Source organism: Microcystis sp. Msp_OC_L_20101000_S702, from assembly GCF_007095705.1.
GTDB classification, from domain to species: domain Bacteria; phylum Cyanobacteriota; class Cyanobacteriia; order Cyanobacteriales; family Microcystaceae; genus Microcystis; species Microcystis ichthyoblabe_A.
Window position 1 is genome coordinate 1 of sequence record NZ_SFBO01000079.1, and the last position, 17,421, is coordinate 17,421.

The window sequence follows — 17,421 nt, forward strand, 5'->3', positions numbered from 1 at the left end:
TCCATTAAGAAATGTTACAAATTACATGGGTACATCAAGAAAAGTTAAGGGGCGTATCCATTGATGGATAAGGGTTTTCGGCTATTATAGTATATATGTATGGGGGAAGTTCAGCAATAGCATAATTCTTTGAGCGACTTTTTCAGCAAACCCCATATATTCAGCATTCATGAGGGGAACCCTAAGGCGAAGTAATTCTCCCGTTTAAAAGCGCCGTCCCATGGCTAAAAGCGAGAGACTTCTGCTGATACTAAATTCAACCAGTAATTACTCCCGCCATTGTCCTGACTTGCTAGGGGTGTTTTCCCCTTGTTATCGTCAGGGTCACAAAGAGGCCGCAGCCATAGCCATCAAAACCTAACCGCCGGTCAACCTTCTCAATCTGAAGAGGAGGAGGAGCGAGGAAACAATAGTCCCTATTGCCTATTTAGACAATCGCTCCCCGTTTAAACTGTTGCCGCCGATGAATCAAGCACCACCTGTTCATTGGTGGGTAACTCCAGACAATAACCCGCACCGTAAACGGTTTTAATATAGCGAGGGTGGCGGGGATCGGGTTCTAGTTTCGTTCTCAGATGGCGAATGTGAACGCGAATAGTCTCGATATCATCATCGGGATCGTATCCCCAGACTTCCTTGAGAATATCACTGGGGGAAACGGTCTGACCGTGACGCTGGAGAAGACAGTGGAGTAACTCGAATTCTAGATGGGTTAACTTGACCACACCTTCAAACCAGACCGCCTCAAAACGTTCGGGAACCAGGGTTAAAGGCCCAAAACTGAGTATTTCTGAGTGTTTAGCGGCTTGGGGAATGCGATCGGTGCGTCTCAGGAGAGCGCGTACCCTAGCTAACATTTCCTCCACCTCGAAAGGTTTGGTCAGGTAATCATCGGCACCCGCGTTAAAACCTTCCACTTTATCTTGGGTTTGTCCTAAGGCTGTCAGCATCAAAATCGGGATGTCTGACGTGCGTTCATCTCGTCGCAAACGCTGACAGACAGTAAAACCATCGACTTTGGGCAACATTAAATCCAGCATGATTAAATCGGGTTGTAACTGGACGGCCAAGGCCTGGCCTTTAATCCCGTCCTCTGCGGGGTTAACGTCATAACCCGCCATCTCCAAGTTGATGGAGACTAATTCCGCGATCGCAGGATCATCATCGATTACAAGTATTCGGGGCATTACCAGAGTGTTATGACTAAGGGTTTGGGTAGGGGGTTGCTAAATGTGTTCTCGCTGACATCGCAACTAGGGCTTTGTCTCTCAAGGGCTTGAGTTTAGCACAACATAAAGAATCCTGTACTGATTATAAGCATGATTGCTAAATTCGGTTTTAATTTGTGAAATTTTGCTGATCTAAGTCTCCTGAATGTTAAGAATTAATAAGAAGTGTGAAGAATGTTGCTCGATAATCGATATTAGTGCTATGTCCTAGCCTCTCTCTCCCCAAGATGACCTAGGCAGCAGTTTTTCACTAATCTTTACAATTTCGCCATCTGGCTCAATACCAGTTTCAACCGACGGTTAAGTCCTGCTAGAGCTAACTTTTCCCCCTAAGCTCCCCCGGCGGCACTGTAAAAATTCTTAATAAAATTAGCGATCGATTCAGTTTAATCTACCAAAATAGGCGGTTTTAGTAAGCATCTGTAACGAACCCGATCCATTCTACTCATCCCAACAGGTGATCATAATATGAGCGTTAATTTATCAACTCAACTGCGAGAAGGCACGAAAAAATCTCACACCATGGCAGAAAACGTCGGTTTTGTCAAGTGTTTTCTCAAAGGTGTGGTGGAAAAAACTTCCTATCGCAAACTGGTGGCTAACCTCTACTTCGTCTATTCGGCCATGGAAGAGGAGATGGAAAAACTTCGTAGTCATCCCGTCGTTTCTAAAATCTGTTTTCCTGAACTCAATCGCAAAAATGCGCTAGAACAGGATTTATATTTTTATTATGGTCCAAATTGGCGCAACGAGATCGCTTTATCTCCCGCAGGTCAGGCCTACGTTAACCGGATTCGGGAAATCGCCACAACAGAACCCGAATTATTAGTCGCTCATTCCTATACCCGTTATCTCGGCGATCTGTCCGGGGGGCAAATCTTGAAAAAAATCGCCGAAAAAGCGATGAATCTGGAAACTGGTGGCACAGCTTTCTATGATTTCAAAGATATTACCGACGAAAAAGCCTATAAAAACCACTATCGTCAAACCCTCGACGAGTTACCGGTGGATCAAGCCATGGCCGATCGCATTGTCACCGAAGCTAACGCCGCTTTTGGCATGAACATGAAAATGTTCCAAGAGTTGGAAGGTAATCTAATCAAAGCGATCGGAATTATGCTCTTTAATACTCTCACCCGTCGTCGCAGCACCGGCAGCACCGAAACCGGATTGGCCACCGCCGAATAGTAGTCAAGAAAACCAAAAAAACGGAAATTCTAAAATTTGGGTGATGGTCAGCCATGATTATTATCTTAATTTCAGAGTTATCCGTTATATTTTTGCTTTTTATTCAGGAGGCAGGAGTCAGTAGTCAGTAGTCAGTAGTCAGTAGTCAGGAGACAGGAGATTATTTTTATTTATTCTCCCCACACCCTACACCCCACACCCTACACCCCAATTTCCCTGATGATCGCGAAAAAACTTCATCAAGAGGGGAACAACTTCCAGTAAGATGAAAAATGGTCAGTGAAAAAGCTAACCGAAATTTATTGTCGGAAATGGTAACACCGCCCCATTTCCCCAGACCCTAGAGGCTAGAGTCCGGTAAACCAGCGGATAAAAATTGACATCCATGAGTGCAGACATTTTTGATCGAGTTAAAAAAGTTGTTGTGGAACAATTAGAAGTAGAGGATCCGGATACAGTTATCCCTGAAGCAAGCTTTGCTAATGATCTGAAAGCGGATTCCCTTGATGTGGTCGAGTTGGTGATGGCTTTAGAGGAAGAATTTGATATTGAAATTCCCGACGAAGCAGCCGAACAAATTGACACTGTGGGCAAAGCTGTCGAGTATATTAACGAGAAAGTAGGAGCAACCGCCTAATTATTGCGGGAAAATTGACAATTTAGAATTAAATATCTGGGGCAAAATCTGCCCTTATTTTTGAACAAACATGACAGAATTGCCATTAAAAAGGGTTGTCATCACGGGGATGGGTGCGATCACTCCCCTCGGCAATAATCTAGCAGACTATTGGACAGGCTTAATCAACGGCAAAAGTGGCATTGGTTTAATTACCCACTTTGATGCCTCCCGTCACGCTTGTCGCATTGCTGGGGAAGTGCGGGGTTTTGACCCCCACGAATATGTGGATCGCAAAGAGGCAAAGCGCATGGACCGTTTCGCTCAATTTGCCGTCGCCGCCAGTTTGCAAGCACTGCAAGATTCGCGATTAGTTATCGACGCTCTCAATGCCGATGATATAGGTGTACTAATCGGTACGGGCGTAGGTGGTATAAAAGTGCTGGAGGATCAACAGGAAATTTACTTGACAAAAGGTCCGGGCCGGTGTAGTCCTTTCATGATCCCGATGATGATTGCCAATATGGCCGCCGGTTTAACCGCTATCCATACGGGAGCCAAGGGACCGAGTAACTGTACCGTGACCGCTTGTGCTGCTGGTTCCAATGCCATCGGGGATGCTTTTCGTCTAGTACAAAGGGGTTCGGCCAAAGCGATGATCTGCGGTGGGACGGAAGCCGCCGTTACCCCCCTAGGATTGGCTGGTTTTGCCTCCGCTAAGGCCCTGTCCACCCGCAACGATGACCCCACCCGGGCCAGTCGTCCCTTTGACAAGGATCGGGATGGTTTTGTCATGGGGGAAGGGGCCGGAATCCTGATTATAGAGGAATTAGAAACGGCCTTAGCCCGTGGGGCGCGGATTTACGCCGAAATGATCGGTTATGGTCTGACTTGCGATGCCTATCACATGACGGCACCGGTTCCCGACGGTCGTGGGGCCACCAGAGCGATCGAATTAGCGATCAAAGATGCCGGTTTGACTCCGGCGGAAATTAGCTATATCAACGCCCACGGCACCAGTACAGGGGCCAATGATCCCACGGAAACCAAGGCGATTAAAAAAGCTTTAGGAGAATCGGCCTACCAAATCCCCGTCAGTTCCACCAAATCGATGACAGGCCACCTTTTAGGCGGTTCTGGCGGTATTGAAGCCGTGGCCACGGTAATGGCGATCGCTAATGATCGGATTCCCCCGACTCTCAACCTGGACAATCCTGACCCCGATTGTGATCTTGATTACGTCCCCTACGAAAGTCGTCAGCAGATAGTTAACGCTGCCCTCTCCAACTCCTTTGGATTTGGTGGCCATAACGTCACCCTAGCTTTTAGAAAATATGCTTGAGTCGATGCCCCTGAAAGAGTAATCTGTGAGTGGCTCCCTCTTTAACCTGGTCTTATTTTTGTAGTTCATTCTAAAAAACATTATGGTTGTAGTCTCCCAATCCCTCGAAGAACTTTGTATTAATGCGGTACGTTTTTTAGCGGTGGATGCCGTAGAAAAAGCTAAATCGGGACACCCCGGACTGCCCATGGGAGCCGCTCCCATGGCCTTTGTTCTCTGGGATCAATTCCTGCGTTTTAACCCGAAAAACCCCCAATGGGTCAATCGCGATCGTTTTGTTCTCTCCGCCGGTCACGGTTGTATGCTGCAGTACGCTTTGATGTACCTGACCGGATACGATAGCGTTCCCCTAGAGGAAATTAAACAATTCCGGCAGTGGAAATCGAAAACCCCCGGCCACCCCGAAAATTTCGTCACGGAAGGGGTAGAAGTGACCACTGGTCCCCTGGGTCAAGGGATTGCCAATGGTGTGGGTTTGGCCCTAGCAGAAGCCCATTTAGCAGCCCGTTTCAACAAACCGGATGCCAAAATTATCGACCATTACACCTATGTCATTTTGGGTGATGGTTGCAATATGGAGGGGATTTCTGGGGAAGCTTGTTCTTTAGCCGGTCACTGGGGTTTAGGCAAGTTAATCGCTCTCTATGATGATAACCATATCTCGATCGATGGTTCCACCGATATCGCTTTTACCGAAGACGTGAGCAAGCGTTTTGAAGCCTACGGTTGGCACGTTCAGCACGTCGAGAATGGTAACACCGATTTAGATGCCATTGCCAATGCGATCGCGGCTGCCAAAGCTGTCACCGATAAACCCTCGATGATTAAAATCACCACCACCATCGGTTATGGTTCCCCCAATAAGTCTAATACCGCCGATGTTCACGGGGCAGCTTTGGGAGCAACAGAAATCGAGTTAACCCGGAAAGCCTTAGGTTGGGAATACGAGCCGTTTGTGGTTCCCGATGAGGTGTTAAATCGTTTCCGGCAAGCAGTGGACAAGGGAGCGACGGCAGAAACGGACTGGAATAAGTTATTTAACGAATATCAGGCTAAATATCCCGCAGAAGCGGCTTTATTTGAGCAGTTAACCACCGGTCAACTGCCGGAAGGTTGGGAGCAAGCTTTACCGGTTTATAAACCCGAAGATAAGGCGCTCGCTAGTCGTAAACACTCGGAAATCTGCTTAAATGCGCTTGCGGGGGTTTTACCCGGTTTAATCGGTGGTTCGGCGGATTTAACCCACTCTAACTACACGGAATTAGAGCATTTTGGTAATTTCCAAAAAGGCAGTTATCAGGAGCGTAACGTCCATTTTGGCGTGCGAGAACACGCGATGGGGGCGATTTGTAACGGGATTGCTCTCCATAACACGGGATTGATTCCCTACGGGGCAACTTTCCTGATTTTCACCGACTATATGCGGAATTCTATCCGTTTATCGGCATTGTCAGAAACTCGCGTCATCTGGGTAATGACTCACGATTCCATTGCCCTAGGGGAAGATGGACCGACTCACCAACCCGTGGAACACGTTGCTTCTCTGCGCGCTATTCCTAACCTCTTAGTCATGCGTCCGGGGGATGGTACGGAAACTTCTGGCGCTTATAAAGTAGCGGTGAGTGAAACTAAGCGCCCGACGTTACTAGCATTATCCCGTCAAAATCTGCCCAATTTAGCAGGAACTTCCCTTGAGGGTGTGGCCAAAGGTGCTTATATTATCACCGATTGTGAAGGTACTCCCGATGTCATTCTCATCGGTACGGGTGGCGAGTTGTATCTCTGCGATAAAGCGGCTGCGGTGTTGAAAGAAGCAGGAATTAAAGCCCGCGTCGTTTCTATGCCCTGTTGGGAGCTATTCGAGGAACAATCGGCAGAATACAAAGAATCGGTATTGCCGAAAGCAGTGAAAAAACGTCTCGCGGTGGAAGCGGGTTCAACTATGGGTTGGCATCGCTACATCACCGATGAGGGGGATGTGTTGGGGGTTGATACCTTCGGCGCTTCTGCTCCAGGAGGTGTGATTCTAGAGAAGTTCGGTTTTACCGTGGATAACGTGGTAGCGAAGGCAAAAGCGTTGTTAGGTTAATTACCTGAAATCTTAGCTGTAATGAGTCAGAAAAATCTGGCTCATTTTTTTGTTTTTCTATTGTGACTGTCAGTCAGTGGACTAGGGGTCACGTCAGGCAGTTTAATCGAAGCATGGCAAAGGACAATTTAGCTCAATTTGGCAGATGTTTACATAATGCTCGCATTCAAAAGGGTTTATCCCAAGAAAGGTTGGCCGAAGCGGCCAATTTGGATAGAACTTACATCAGTCTTCTTGAACGTGGTAAAAGGAATCCTTCTTTACTATGCTTGATTTCTTTATGTAGAGCATTAAACATAAGTCTTTCGGAGCTTTTTAACACTATGTCTATAAATTCCGATGTAAATACTGATGATGTCAGAAGATTTGATTAAATTGCTTGAGCAGTTTTTGCATGATAACGAGCTTGAATGGGAATGGTTTGAAAAAATAGAAAGTTTTTGTAAGAGTTATAGTTTGAATATCAAATATATTACAGAAGTTCTCAATGATCCAAAAGTTATTCCTATGATTCGTGGCAAGTTTTTTGAGTTCACTGTACAAGATGAACTGTCAAAAATACTCGCGAATAATTATTTAGTTACTAATCCTCGCTTAAATCCTCAAGCTGGTTCTCACGATATAGATGTAGCTATTATCAATCAAAAAAACGCCAAAAAATACTCTGCTGAATGTAAGTTAGCCAAAAAAGGTAGTTTCCGTCTTCAGGGAGGTATCAGACCTTTTATTGAAGTCAAATGTATGAGATCAAGAACCTTAGGAGACAAAGCGGCAGAACAAAGGTCTAAATTGATAGGAATACCTTCAACAAGCCTCAATATTCACAAAGATCAATATATTGAAACAGATTTTGATTTAGTGATTACATCTCTTGCCAATGCTTTTTTTCAGACCAATTTAGAAACGGGACTATTTGTTTGGAACCCCACACCAAAAGAGCAAATATTTTTAAGTAAAATTAATATTAATAATCAAGAAGAAGCCCTTTTGAAAATGTACGTTGCCAGAAGTAAAGATTTAACAGCAAATCAAACCAATAATATCAATTGTTCTCGCCAGAAATGCCAGGATCAAAACTGTAATTTCATCCCTAATTATCCCAAAATTTTCTTTGATGTTAATACGGCTGAACCTCTACAACCATGGCTCCCGATAGAAAAAATAGAGGATTTACTTGATTAAAATTAGGAATCAAGATACATCGAATAAACTTAATTGTAGAGGTGTAAATCTTGCAGGTTTCTGAAGATCATAATTAGCAATAAATACCTCCTTGCCCTTGCGTCTTTCACTCTGATAACCATGTTCTAATTTTAAACCATTTTTTTGATCATCAGTTCGATTAATAGTGTAATTCCATTCATTATCTTGTAAAGAAATACACCAATCATACATTTCTCTAATTTCGGAGCAATTATCATAAGTCAAAAGAAATTTAAATCGATGTTGATGTTTTTTCAACGTCTTACATAACCTTTCATGATCTTCTAGACTGAAGAAGCAGGAATAGAATTTATTTTGATCTGCTTGAAAGTAAGGAGGATCGACAAATAAAAAGTAATCATCGGGTAATTGATTGATTAAATCTTCAAAATCTAAACAAGATAAATTGACATTTTGCAGTTTTTCCGAAGTGGTTTTTAGGTGAGAAGGCCAGTTTTCAGGACGCATAGAATACTTATCACCATAGCCCCAATAACAATTTTCAAGTTTCATAATTCCTGAGTAGGAAGTTCTATTTAGATAATACCAACGCATGGCTCTTTCTAGGTCATTGGCTGGTTGAAATTCATTTTTATAATAACTGTGTAGTTCTTTGGTAGCGTTTAGACCTTTTAATAATTCAATTAGACTATCAAGATGATCTTTGATATGTCGATAACAGTTCATTAATTCCTCATCTTTGTCATTGAGAATATTCTCTGCTACACTTTCCTTAGCAAAGAATATAGATGCTCCCCCCGCAAAAGGTTCACAATACTTATGGTGACTAGGAAGACAAGCTAAGATTAGCTTACGGGCATAAAATTTACCGCCGGGATAACGAAAAGGAGAATTACTAAGTTTTTTAGCGATTTTGGACATTACCTTTGATTTTAGAGGCTTTTCTTTGAGATTATTTTAACAAAATTACGATATTTTCTCTAGGAATGTCAGAGAAGTTTGGTTTTACCGTGGATAACGTGGTAGCGAAGGCAAAAGCGTTGTTAGGTTAATTAAAACTTTGGTTTTGTGGAAAAAGCTCGCGCAAGCGGGTTTTTTTGTGGTTATAGGTCAACCTAGTTTAGGCTTTAGGGTTAGTTCATGTAAAAATGTAAAGTAGGAAGCTTTAGTAGTTAGCCAAAACCTTTACACTTGAGATAATTATCACGATTCCTAGAGCCATGACTAAAGGGGAAAGCCCTATATCGAAGGAAACAATCAAGAGCCTAACACTAGATATAGAAGGCTCACTGTTGTCTTTTGATAAATTTATCAAGGCTCAAGAACAATTAGCAATACTACTCCATGAAGTAGATAAAACCCTTGCTAACAAAAATCGCCCCCTGATAAATTGGAGAATCTCTCAAATTCATAGTGGCAGCATTCATCTTACTTTAGAAGGAATGCCTCAAGATCAGATTACACCTAGTCAAATTTCTGAAGTTATTAAGACTGTAGAAAGGGGAATAGTAACAATTTTAGAACATCCGATTCGCCCTGAGTATTTTTCTGATCGAGCTTTAGAAAGTGCGCGATCATTAGCAATATTGGCAAAAAGAGATGAGTTTATGGTGCAATTGGGCTTTGATTCGAGGTGTATCGACTTGAATCAAGCTTTGATTGCTAATGTTGATGAAATTATCGGGGGAAAATATCAAAGTTTTGGTACTGTAGAAGGTGTGCTTAAAGCTATTGATGTAAGTCGTCAACCTATTTTTAGAGTTTACAATTTATTGACTAATAAAAGTGTTAAATGTTACTTTGAACCAAATTTACTTGATAATATCAAAGAATATCTAGAAAAAAGAGTCTCTGTATCGGGGATAGTTACCTCTAGAGAAGATGGGGAAAAAATCGGTATTAAAGTTGAGTCAATTGATCTTTTTCCTCAGGAAAAAGATTTACCTACCATTGAGGAAATGATCGGAATTTGGGGAGGAAGTAAGTGATTCGTCCAACAAAAAAGCTACACTACTGGGATTCTTGTGTTTTTTTAGCTTTCCTGAAAAATGAAAAGGATAAAATTAATGATTGTATTTCTGTTCTCAAAGCAGCTGAAAATGGTCAGGTAATAATTGTGACTTCTGCTCTTACTTTTATTGAAGTGGTGAAATTAGAAAAAGGACAGCCAAAATTACCTAAAGAAAGTGAGGAAAAAATCTCTGATTTTTTCCGACATGAGTGGATTTATATTTATGATGTGGACAGAAAAGTTGGCGAACTAGCCAGAGAATTGATGTGGCAATATCAGGCACTAAAACCTAAAGATGCAACTCATGTGGCGACGGCAATTAAAGCCAGAGTGGATGTTTTAGATACTTTTGATGATGGCTTGCTGAAACTCTCTGGAGAAATCGGTGATCCTCCTTTAATAATTAGAAAACCTTTTTTTGAAGTTCAACTTGATCTTTTTTGAAAAAATACCCATTCTCGCGTAGGAAAATTACAAATCGAATTACCGAACACAAAAGGTCTAAATTGATAGGAATACCTTCATGTTAAAACAGATTTTGATTTAGTGATTACATCTCTTGCCAATGCTTTCTTTCAGACCAATTTAGAAACAGGACTATTTGTTTGGAAGCCCACACCAAAAGAGCAAATATTTTTAAGCAAAATTAATATTAATAATCAAGAAGAAGCCCTTTTAAAATGTACGTTGTCAGGAGTAAAGATTTAACAGCAAATCAAACCAATAATATCAATTGTTCTCGCCAGAAATGCCAGGATCACAACTGTAATTTCATCCCTAATTATCCCAAAATTTTATTTATTTTGTCTGATGGGATTATTTATTTTTACCAGTAATTTTGTCAACTCCTTTTTTATACTGCGTTCTGTCATCATTCCGTCCAGCATCCCGCCAAGCCCGCAAAAAGTTAAGACAGGGGCTGTAAATGGTAACATTCCTGCTAAGGCTATAGCTGCTCAAGCTCCACCAGCCAGCCCTACTCTTGCCCCAGCTTGATTATCCTTAAACAGTTTAGTCTTTTTTATGTTGTCGAAAGGTTTTGAGTATTCTGACATCGATTATTCTCCAAATCAGGATGCCGATATTACAACACAGCTTTCGGGAATTGTCTATATACTGATCATCATTCATGCCATCGCTAAAAGCGAGGGAAGAATGCTGACACTAGGTTAGAATTGCGGTAACGCACCATAAATTCTTATGCTTGGTTTTTGTCATTTTAATGGGCGGAGTCGGACTCGAACCGACATGAGGGGCTGCCTCGCCACATTTTGAGTGTGGTGCGTCTACCAATTTCGCCATTCGCCCTTGGCATTAGTTTTATCATTATAACCCATTTTTGGCCCCTTTAACAAATTGTGATAATCGGGGGAACTGGCCCAACGATCGATTTCTCGCGCACGCAGGACGGGGAGGGGATGGGTTAACTGTTGGGTTTGCAAACCCTTTAACATTTCGCCCATTTCCGAGGCGCTGACGGCATCGTAGGACTTGGCCTGATCGATAAAAGCCTCTAAATTTAATAAAGGTGCGAGACTGGGGGAACCTCCGGCTAACTTCATTAACACCGACATGACGATTTTTGGGTCTTGAACTGCCAATAAAGCGGATCGATCGCAACTAAACTCGGCGCAGCGCACCCATGCTAACATTCTCTCCTGTAGGGATCGTGCTAACATTGTCCCCCAATTGGGCAGCAATCCCGCCGCTAGGACCATAATATTGGCTAAAGTCAGATAAACGCCGTGTTCACATTTGAGATGACCTAATTCGTGGGCGATTACCGCTTGAATTTCTGCGGGAGTCAGCATTTCAATTAGGGAAGTGTGCATCACCATAAACGGTTTTTTGCCGCGCATGGCGAAGGTATAAGCGTTAGGAACGGGGTTTTGTTGAATGTATAATTGAGGTGGTTCTAAGTCGAGAACTCGGCAAGCTTCTAGGAGGAGATTATGCAGGTCGGGTAATTGTTTTTCCCCCACCAAAACACTAGCAGCAATATTATTTAGGTAAAAGAATTCCTCAGCGACGGAACCTAACAAACTTCTCACGGCTATATCTAAACCGGGCAACTGTTTAAGGGAGTTAGTCGCCTCTAGGTCGATGGGATGCCGAAAATCATTGGCTTTTAAGCCTAGTAATAACTGTTTTGATAATTCCATATTCTTATTCATTTAACCAAACTTTGACGCGTTCTAAACTTTTCCAATCGGGTTTTCTAGCTAAACCATCGGCGATATTTTCATCCACTTCTTGGCGAACTTCTTTGTTTAAACTAACTAATTGTTGCACCAGTTCGATATGTTCTCTAACTCCGGCGGTTTTGGTTTCTAACATAGCCAAAACCAAATTGATCCGGTTTTGGGGGGAAACTTTATCGAGTTTAACGGCTTTTTGGGCGGCTTTTAGGGCTAATTCCGGTTTATCGGTGAGCATATATAACCAAGCTAAACAGGACCAAACGGCGGCATTTTTAGGACTGCGATCGCTTAATTGCTTAAATTCTGGCAATAAACTGGCAGCGTTTTCTCCCTGTTGGTAGCGTTCTAAACCTTGTTCGAGGGTAAAATTGGCGATTTCTGTCATTTTCAGCTAGGGGGTTAATCAAGGAGCAAATCTAACGGTGATCGGCGTATTACACTGTTTTAGTACAATTTGCCTTTATTTAGTATTCTAGCAAAATTTGTCCCCTTGTCAGCAAAATTTTAAAAGACGATGCCGCGTTCTCGCCAGATCATCAATAGGCCACTCATCGAAACGAATAACATCACTGCTTGTTTAAATTGCTGAGGACTCATTTTTTCTAAAACTTTTTGTCCTAACCAATTGCCTGGCCAGGCTGCTAATCCTAACAATAAACCGTAACCAAGAAAAGGCAGATGTAAAACTCCAAAGGCTGCGTAGGCGATTAATTTGGCCACATGAACTACTACCATGTGAACGGATTTCGTTGCCACCATTGGTTCTTTAACTAGCCCATAGTTAATATAAAATAGGTTCATCATCGGGCCGGTACTACCGACTAATCCTGACAGGAAAGCGTAGATAAATCCCGAGGGCATAAAATACCAAGTTTTAATCTCAAAAAAAGGATTTTCTTGTTGGGGAAATAATTGTTTAAGCGAGGATAAAACCAGAAAAATTCCCAAAACTAGCGGCAACCATTTGAATTGTAAATGGGCAAACACAAAAGCACCGAGGGTAGATCCCATAATTGCCCCGGGTAAATACCACACCGTCGAGGGCCAGTCAATGGCGCGCCAATACATTCCCATGCGTTGGACATTACCGATTAGCATCCCCGTGGTCAAAACCGGAGGAATGACGGCAGCATCGAGAAACCAACCTAAAACGGGGAGTAGAATCAGGGGGCTGCCCCCACCAGCAAGGGTACTAAAAAACCAAGCTAGACTACCTGCCAACATCAAGGTAACAATGATCATCGAGTTGTAAAGTTAATTCACAAAGAGTTACTTAATCTATTATGATATCTTCTTTGGGATCTTCATCAGTATAATGCCATTCCACATTCGGCATAGCCTCGAAAGCTTGCCGGACGTAATCCTCCCAGAGTTTCCGCATTTTGGCTAGGTAGGGATCTCCTAGACGCAATTGTAACTTATGACGTAGGCTTAGGCTATTAGCTTCATACATACTCAAATAGATAGGCGGTCCGACGGAAATATTCGATTTCATGGTCGAATCGATGGAAAGTAAGGCACATTTAGCCATTTCCTCTAGGGGTGTATCATAGGTAATAGTGCGATCGAGAATCGGTTTACCGTATTTAGTTTCACCTATCTGTAAAAAGGGCGTTTCTTTGGTGGCTTGAATATGATTTCCCTGGGGATAAATCATGAATAATTGCGGTTCTTCTCCTTTAATTTGTCCCCCAAGAATAAACTTACATTTAAAATCAATATTATCTTTTTCTAGCCAAGTTCTTTCCCTAGCTTGTACTTGACGACTTTTATCACCGATATAGTGGGCGATATCGTAGAGATGAGTCAGAGAATGGAGATTTTTATCCTCTTGATTGTGCAGATCTCTTTTTAGTTCGTGAATCACGCCTTGGCTAATCGATAAATTCCCCGATGTACAGACCATAATTACTCTTTCTCCCGATACCGAAAAGTCAAATAATTTCCGATAGGCCGAGATATAATCGACTCCCGCATTCGTGCGAGAATCCGCCCCCATAACAATGCCAAAACGATTGATAATTCCTAAACAGTAAGTCATTTTCAGTAATCAGTAAACAGTAATCAGTGAACAGTAATCAGTGAACAGTAATCAGTGAACAGTAATCAGTGAACAGTAATCATTAATTAGTAAACAGTAATTAGTGAAGATTGATCGGTGAATAATATCATTTAAAGCTTAAAACTGATCACTGATAACTGATAACTGAATTAAGCCATAACCATACCACCATCGACGTTAAAGACTTGACCAGTGATATAAATAGCGGCGGGATCGGCGGCTAAAAAACGCACCATTCCGGCGACTTCTTCCGGTTTTCCATAACGGGAGAGGGGGATATATTTGAGAATTTCATCTGCTTTGAGGTCATGAGTCATATCAGTTTCAATAAAGCCGGGGGCCACGGCATTAACAGTGATGCCTCGACTGGCAAATTCCTTGGCTAAAGTTTTCGTTAAACCGATAACACCAGCTTTAGCGGCGCTGTAATTAGATTGACCCGGATTACCCATCAAACCAGATACAGAAGTGATGTTAATTATGCGGCCGCTTTTCTGTTTTAACATCAATTTACCGACGGCGCGAGTGCAGAGAAAAACCCCGGTTAAATTGAGATCGATGACCGCTTGCCAGTCTTCTAATTTCATTCTTAACATTAGCGTATCCCGGGCAATACCGGCATTATTAACTAAGACATCAATATGACCGAATTTTTGCTTGGTACTGTCCACTAAATTATCCACTTCTTCGCTTTTAGCCACATCTGCTTGTAGAGCTATTGCCTTTCCCCCGGCCGCGGTAATTTCTTCAACAACGGCATCGGCAGCACTGCTAGATTTAGCATAGTTCACCACTACAGTAGCACCCTGGCTGGCTAATTCCAAGGCGATCGCTTTACCGATCCCTCGCGAGGCCCCGGTTACTATGGCTACTTTGTCTTGTAAATGCTGGCATTCTGCGGGTAATAGTTTCATAATTTTCTGCATTCCCCAAATAATCGTCAAATCTCAAGAGAAAACTTTGTACTGATAACTTTGCTCAAAACACTTCATTATCTCACAAGCGGGTTAATCTGACCGCAGCAATCCTCAATGGCGATCGCTCTGTCCCCACTTTCCTGTATAGTATCAGGGGGAATTGGCCGCCACTAATTGATCGAGTTGTTGCTGCATCAAATAACAGACTTTCTCATAACATTCGCGTACATAACGGCGGTCCCGGGCCGCTTTTTTGCCGTAACGTTCAAAAATAATTGGGGGACAAACCCGCGTCTGTATCGCTACGGGTAAGGGAATATTCGGCAAGGGACCGATAGCTAGTCCCCACGGTAAACCGAAATAGATGGGACAGGTTCCGGGGTCAATACCGAAAGGCCAAGGCATACCCTGTTTATGCAATTCTTTTAATTGAGGATAAATATCTTCGAGGACAAACAGGGTCGAGTGAGCGCCGTGGGAAATGGCGGGAATAATCGGCACTTCGTACTGTAAAGCTAGTTTAACAAAAGCTTGATTACCAGCAAAATGAATTTTATTTCTTAAACTGTGGGGACGGAAAACATCCGTAGCACCTCCTGGATAAATTAGGACACTAGCGCCACTATCCAAAGCAGCGATCGCCATTTTCGGATGAGCATGAATAGCTCCCATTTGGGCCACTAGATGCGCTTGGGATGGAAAAAATCGCCAGACTCGCGAATCCATCAAACCATAGACTAAGCGATCGCTGCCAAAGCGTTGAAACCAATCATACATCATCATAAACATATCGGGAGCCGCTAAACCGCCGTTATGGGAGCCGATGAATAATACTTGTCCTGAGGGGGGAATATTTTCCCAACCATCGGTTTCGACGCGAAAATAATGGTGATAAAACCAATCCAGAAGGGGGACAAATTTTTCGATCACTTGCGGATCGCGATCCTCTAATGACCAACCAGTGAGGGTATCAACAGGGGACTTGGCTGCTTGTAGGGATAATTCGGCAAAAGTCGCCGTAGATGAGACAAAAGAACTAAAAATCTGCATTGATGCCCAGTTGATAATTTAAGCGCATCTTAATTATCGCAAATTTCGGTTAAAAAACCCATCGTTTGAGAACGGCTTTCCTTGATGATTCTATCATCTTTAATGTCTAATCTTCACAGTTGAACCAATTTTTATCTAATAACTGCTCTAAACTGTAAGGACATTCTGGAGGAAAATCGCCAGAAAAACCAGTTTTTTGTTGAACATAATCTAAAGCATCCTGATAGATTATCGGTAATTCCTCGGCTAAATAATTATGTAAATTTGTCGTTAAACATTTTCTTAATTGCGTGCGAAAACTGATAATTTCTGCTCGCCAATGATTCCGATTTATTTCTGCTTCTGTTGTCCAATAGTGTAAAAGTAATAAATGCCTGATCACTTGTTCAAGTAAGCTACTGACTCGGTTTTTATCTCTTTTACTCAAGCTTTCTAATTCCTCAATTAAATGGATTACATCTAATTCATCTAAGCGATTTTCTTTGAGGAGTTTTATTGTTTCCTCTAACCAAAGATGTTGATCAATTTCGTAAAGTAGGGGTAGGGTTTCTCCTCCCTCTACTTGCCAGGGATTCTGATTTAAAGTTTTCATTGCATTGTTTACGGTTCTTAAAGCGATTCCGTTGGCTGTATAGTAATCACTAACCCTATCATAACAGATGATGTCATTAATCTCTAGAGTCAGCTATTCCCTCTTTAGCCATGTTTGTGATGGGGTAGTGATTCGGTAGTAGTGGTAAGCCATCTTGCTTATCTGGACTGAGTCGTGTAGAATATTTACTAATAAAAATAATTGCTTGATAAATGTTGGAGATTTGCTTTTTATGATTGCTATTTTTATCAATATCTTCTCTTGGATAATTAAACTTTGGTTAAATTACGATGAAGATTTAGAACATTGTCTTCTGACAAAAGATTCACAAACTTCAACATCTTGTTGTCCTAAATGTGGTTCTTATCATACCATCAAAAATGGTTCTACACATAATGGAAAACCCAAACGTCAATGTAAAGAATGTGGTCGTCAGTTTGTAATCAATCCCACTAATAAAACCGTATCTGACGAAACCAAACAATTAATTGATAAACTCCTGCTCGAACGAATTTAGGCTCTTCGGGAATTGTTATGCAAATAATTAACTTAAAATAAAATTCGATGAGAGTACCTAAGCTCAAAAGTAGCTGAAACCCATACAGGGAAGAACTTAAGGCACAAACAGGTTAATGCCAAAAGATAGACAATTGAGTTAAGATTTGATATAATTGCCAAAAACGAGATTATTTTACTTATAATACTTGACAAATTTTTGAACCTACAAGGAACCTGTATTCAAGGCTATCGACACCTAGAAAATATCGGTATAGTTTGACCAGTCGAATCGAAAAGTCAAAAAGCAATCTGTCCTCGTTGTGGGTTAGAGAGCGATAAACTCCACCAAAATCATCGACATTTAGTCAAAGATTTACCGCTCTCAGGTCAACCAGTGTACCTACAAGTTAATCGTCGTCAATTTAAGTGCGGTAATTGTCAGAAACCCTTTAGCGAAGAGTT

At 42.1% G+C, this 17,421-nt stretch carries 17 protein-coding genes, 1 tRNA gene and 2 pseudogenes; 10 read left to right on the forward strand and 10 right to left on the reverse strand.

Annotation, left to right across the window (positions count from 1 at the left end; genetic code table 11):
• Positions 1-446 precede the first annotated feature (446 nt).
• Entirely contained in the window at positions 447-1,187 is a 741-nt protein-coding gene (rpaA, locus tag EWV60_RS08400) for a two component system response regulator RpaA (RefSeq protein ID WP_002736267.1), read from the reverse strand.
• Between the two features lie 510 nt (positions 1,188-1,697).
• Between rpaA and EWV60_RS08405 the strand changes: the two genes are divergently transcribed.
• From EWV60_RS08405 to EWV60_RS08430, 6 genes are all read left to right on the forward strand, one after another.
• On the forward strand, positions 1,698-2,417 hold the full coding sequence (locus tag EWV60_RS08405; RefSeq protein WP_287231849.1) for a biliverdin-producing heme oxygenase: 720 nt from the start codon (positions 1,698-1,700) through the stop codon (positions 2,415-2,417).
• Positions 2,418-2,802: 385 nt separating this feature from the next.
• Positions 2,803-3,054, forward strand: coding sequence for an acyl carrier protein (locus EWV60_RS08410; RefSeq protein ID WP_287231851.1), 252 nt, complete (start codon positions 2,803-2,805; stop codon positions 3,052-3,054).
• A gap of 70 nt (positions 3,055-3,124) precedes the next feature.
• Entirely contained in the window at positions 3,125-4,375 is a 1,251-nt protein-coding gene (fabF, locus tag EWV60_RS08415) for a beta-ketoacyl-ACP synthase II (protein ID WP_002754493.1), read from the forward strand.
• A gap of 82 nt (positions 4,376-4,457) precedes the next feature.
• Positions 4,458-6,464, forward strand: a complete 2,007-nt coding sequence (tkt, locus tag EWV60_RS08420; RefSeq protein WP_002754495.1) for a transketolase — start codon at positions 4,458-4,460, stop codon at positions 6,462-6,464.
• Positions 6,465-6,577: 113 nt separating this feature from the next.
• On the forward strand, positions 6,578-6,838 hold the full coding sequence (locus EWV60_RS08425) for a helix-turn-helix domain-containing protein (RefSeq protein ID WP_036386251.1): 261 nt from the start codon (positions 6,578-6,580) through the stop codon (positions 6,836-6,838).
• Positions 6,816-7,646 carry a restriction endonuclease gene (locus EWV60_RS08430; RefSeq protein ID WP_287231854.1) on the forward strand — a complete coding sequence of 277 codons (831 nt, stop codon included), beginning with the start codon at positions 6,816-6,818 and terminating at the stop codon, positions 7,644-7,646. Before EWV60_RS08425 ends, EWV60_RS08430 begins: the two co-directional genes overlap by 23 nt.
• A gap of 9 nt (positions 7,647-7,655) precedes the next feature.
• Here EWV60_RS08430 and EWV60_RS08435 read toward each other — a convergent pair whose 3' ends face one another.
• Positions 7,656-8,549: a DNA adenine methylase gene (locus EWV60_RS08435; RefSeq protein ID WP_287231856.1), complete on the reverse strand. Its 894-nt coding sequence runs from the start codon at positions 8,547-8,549 to the stop codon at positions 7,656-7,658.
• 299 nt (positions 8,550-8,848) lie between these two features.
• On the opposite strand from EWV60_RS08435, the gene EWV60_RS08440 reads away from it, so the two are divergent.
• A complete protein-coding gene (locus EWV60_RS08440) occupies positions 8,849-9,616 on the forward strand; it encodes a hypothetical protein (RefSeq protein WP_016515559.1) in 768 nt (255 codons plus the stop codon).
• Complete coding sequence (locus EWV60_RS08445) at positions 9,613-10,083, forward strand: type II toxin-antitoxin system VapC family toxin (protein WP_103113143.1); 471 nt, start codon at positions 9,613-9,615, stop codon at positions 10,081-10,083. The genes EWV60_RS08440 and EWV60_RS08445 overlap by 4 nt, the downstream gene beginning before the upstream one ends.
• Before the next feature lie 779 nt (positions 10,084-10,862).
• Here the strand turns inward: EWV60_RS08445 and EWV60_RS08450 are convergent.
• The 8 genes from EWV60_RS08450 to EWV60_RS08485 all read right to left on the reverse strand — a co-directional run bounded on the left by EWV60_RS08450 (position 10,863) and on the right by EWV60_RS08485 (position 16,461).
• Positions 10,863-10,947, reverse strand: a tRNA-Leu gene (locus tag EWV60_RS08450).
• On the reverse strand, positions 10,926-11,813 hold the full coding sequence (locus EWV60_RS08455; protein ID WP_002754507.1) for a M48 family metallopeptidase: 888 nt from the start codon (positions 11,811-11,813) through the stop codon (positions 10,926-10,928). Before EWV60_RS08455 ends, EWV60_RS08450 begins: the two co-directional genes overlap by 22 nt.
• On the reverse strand, positions 11,806-12,225 hold the full coding sequence (locus tag EWV60_RS08460) for a tetratricopeptide repeat protein (protein ID WP_016515561.1): 420 nt from the start codon (positions 12,223-12,225) through the stop codon (positions 11,806-11,808). Before EWV60_RS08460 ends, EWV60_RS08455 begins: the two co-directional genes overlap by 8 nt.
• Positions 12,226-12,344: 119 nt before the next feature.
• Positions 12,345-13,082 carry a sulfite exporter TauE/SafE family protein gene (locus EWV60_RS08465; protein ID WP_002735178.1) on the reverse strand — a complete coding sequence of 246 codons (738 nt, stop codon included), beginning with the start codon at positions 13,080-13,082 and terminating at the stop codon, positions 12,345-12,347.
• Positions 13,083-13,113: 31 nt separating this feature from the next.
• Entirely contained in the window at positions 13,114-13,881 is a 768-nt protein-coding gene (locus tag EWV60_RS08470; RefSeq protein ID WP_002754509.1) for a proteasome-type protease, read from the reverse strand.
• Positions 13,882-14,051: 170 nt separating this feature from the next.
• Positions 14,052-14,828, reverse strand: a complete 777-nt coding sequence (fabG, locus tag EWV60_RS08475; RefSeq protein WP_002775997.1) for a 3-oxoacyl-[acyl-carrier-protein] reductase — start codon at positions 14,826-14,828, stop codon at positions 14,052-14,054.
• Positions 14,829-14,969: 141 nt separating this feature from the next.
• Entirely contained in the window at positions 14,970-15,869 is a 900-nt protein-coding gene (locus tag EWV60_RS08480) for a lysophospholipid acyltransferase family protein (RefSeq protein ID WP_016515562.1), read from the reverse strand.
• Between the two features lie 106 nt (positions 15,870-15,975).
• Positions 15,976-16,461, reverse strand: coding sequence for a DUF29 domain-containing protein (locus EWV60_RS08485; protein ID WP_016515563.1), 486 nt, complete (start codon positions 16,459-16,461; stop codon positions 15,976-15,978).
• Between the two features lie 313 nt (positions 16,462-16,774).
• Here EWV60_RS08485 and EWV60_RS08490 point away from each other — a divergent pair.
• Together EWV60_RS08490 and EWV60_RS08495 are read left to right on the forward strand one after the other, a co-directional pair.
• Positions 16,775-16,948: pseudogene (locus EWV60_RS08490) on the forward strand (IS1/IS1595 family N-terminal zinc-binding domain-containing protein); the annotation flags it as partial.
• Positions 16,949-17,158: 210 nt separating this feature from the next.
• Positions 17,159-17,421, forward strand: a pseudogene (locus EWV60_RS08495) (transposase family protein); the annotation flags it as partial.

What these genes read in the sequence shown, in the direction of transcription:
- rpaA (WP_002736267.1), bottom strand. Translation starts at nt 1,187, where the DNA reads ATGCCCCGAATACTTGTAATCGATGATGATCCTGCGATCGCGGAATTA.
- EWV60_RS08405 (WP_287231849.1), top strand. Translation starts at nt 1,698, where the DNA reads ATGAGCGTTAATTTATCAACTCAACTGCGAGAAGGCACGAAAAAATCT.
- EWV60_RS08410 (WP_287231851.1), top strand. Translation starts at nt 2,803, where the DNA reads ATGAGTGCAGACATTTTTGATCGAGTTAAAAAAGTTGTTGTGGAACAA.
- fabF (WP_002754493.1), top strand. Translation starts at nt 3,125, where the DNA reads ATGACAGAATTGCCATTAAAAAGGGTTGTCATCACGGGGATGGGTGCG.
- tkt (WP_002754495.1), top strand. Translation starts at nt 4,458, where the DNA reads ATGGTTGTAGTCTCCCAATCCCTCGAAGAACTTTGTATTAATGCGGTA.
- EWV60_RS08425 (WP_036386251.1), top strand. Translation starts at nt 6,578, where the DNA reads ATGGCAAAGGACAATTTAGCTCAATTTGGCAGATGTTTACATAATGCT.
- EWV60_RS08430 (WP_287231854.1), top strand. Translation starts at nt 6,816, where the DNA reads ATGATGTCAGAAGATTTGATTAAATTGCTTGAGCAGTTTTTGCATGAT.
- EWV60_RS08435 (WP_287231856.1), bottom strand. Translation starts at nt 8,549, where the DNA reads ATGTCCAAAATCGCTAAAAAACTTAGTAATTCTCCTTTTCGTTATCCC.
- EWV60_RS08440 (WP_016515559.1), top strand. Translation starts at nt 8,849, where the DNA reads ATGACTAAAGGGGAAAGCCCTATATCGAAGGAAACAATCAAGAGCCTA.
- EWV60_RS08455 (WP_002754507.1), bottom strand. Translation starts at nt 11,813, where the DNA reads ATGAATAAGAATATGGAATTATCAAAACAGTTATTACTAGGCTTAAAA.
- EWV60_RS08460 (WP_016515561.1), bottom strand. Translation starts at nt 12,225, where the DNA reads ATGACAGAAATCGCCAATTTTACCCTCGAACAAGGTTTAGAACGCTAC.
- EWV60_RS08465 (WP_002735178.1), bottom strand. Translation starts at nt 13,082, where the DNA reads ATGATCATTGTTACCTTGATGTTGGCAGGTAGTCTAGCTTGGTTTTTT.
- EWV60_RS08470 (WP_002754509.1), bottom strand. Translation starts at nt 13,881, where the DNA reads ATGACTTACTGTTTAGGAATTATCAATCGTTTTGGCATTGTTATGGGG.
- fabG (WP_002775997.1), bottom strand. Translation starts at nt 14,828, where the DNA reads ATGCAGAAAATTATGAAACTATTACCCGCAGAATGCCAGCATTTACAA.
- EWV60_RS08480 (WP_016515562.1), bottom strand. Translation starts at nt 15,869, where the DNA reads ATGCAGATTTTTAGTTCTTTTGTCTCATCTACGGCGACTTTTGCCGAA.
- EWV60_RS08485 (WP_016515563.1), bottom strand. Translation starts at nt 16,461, where the DNA reads ATGAAAACTTTAAATCAGAATCCCTGGCAAGTAGAGGGAGGAGAAACC.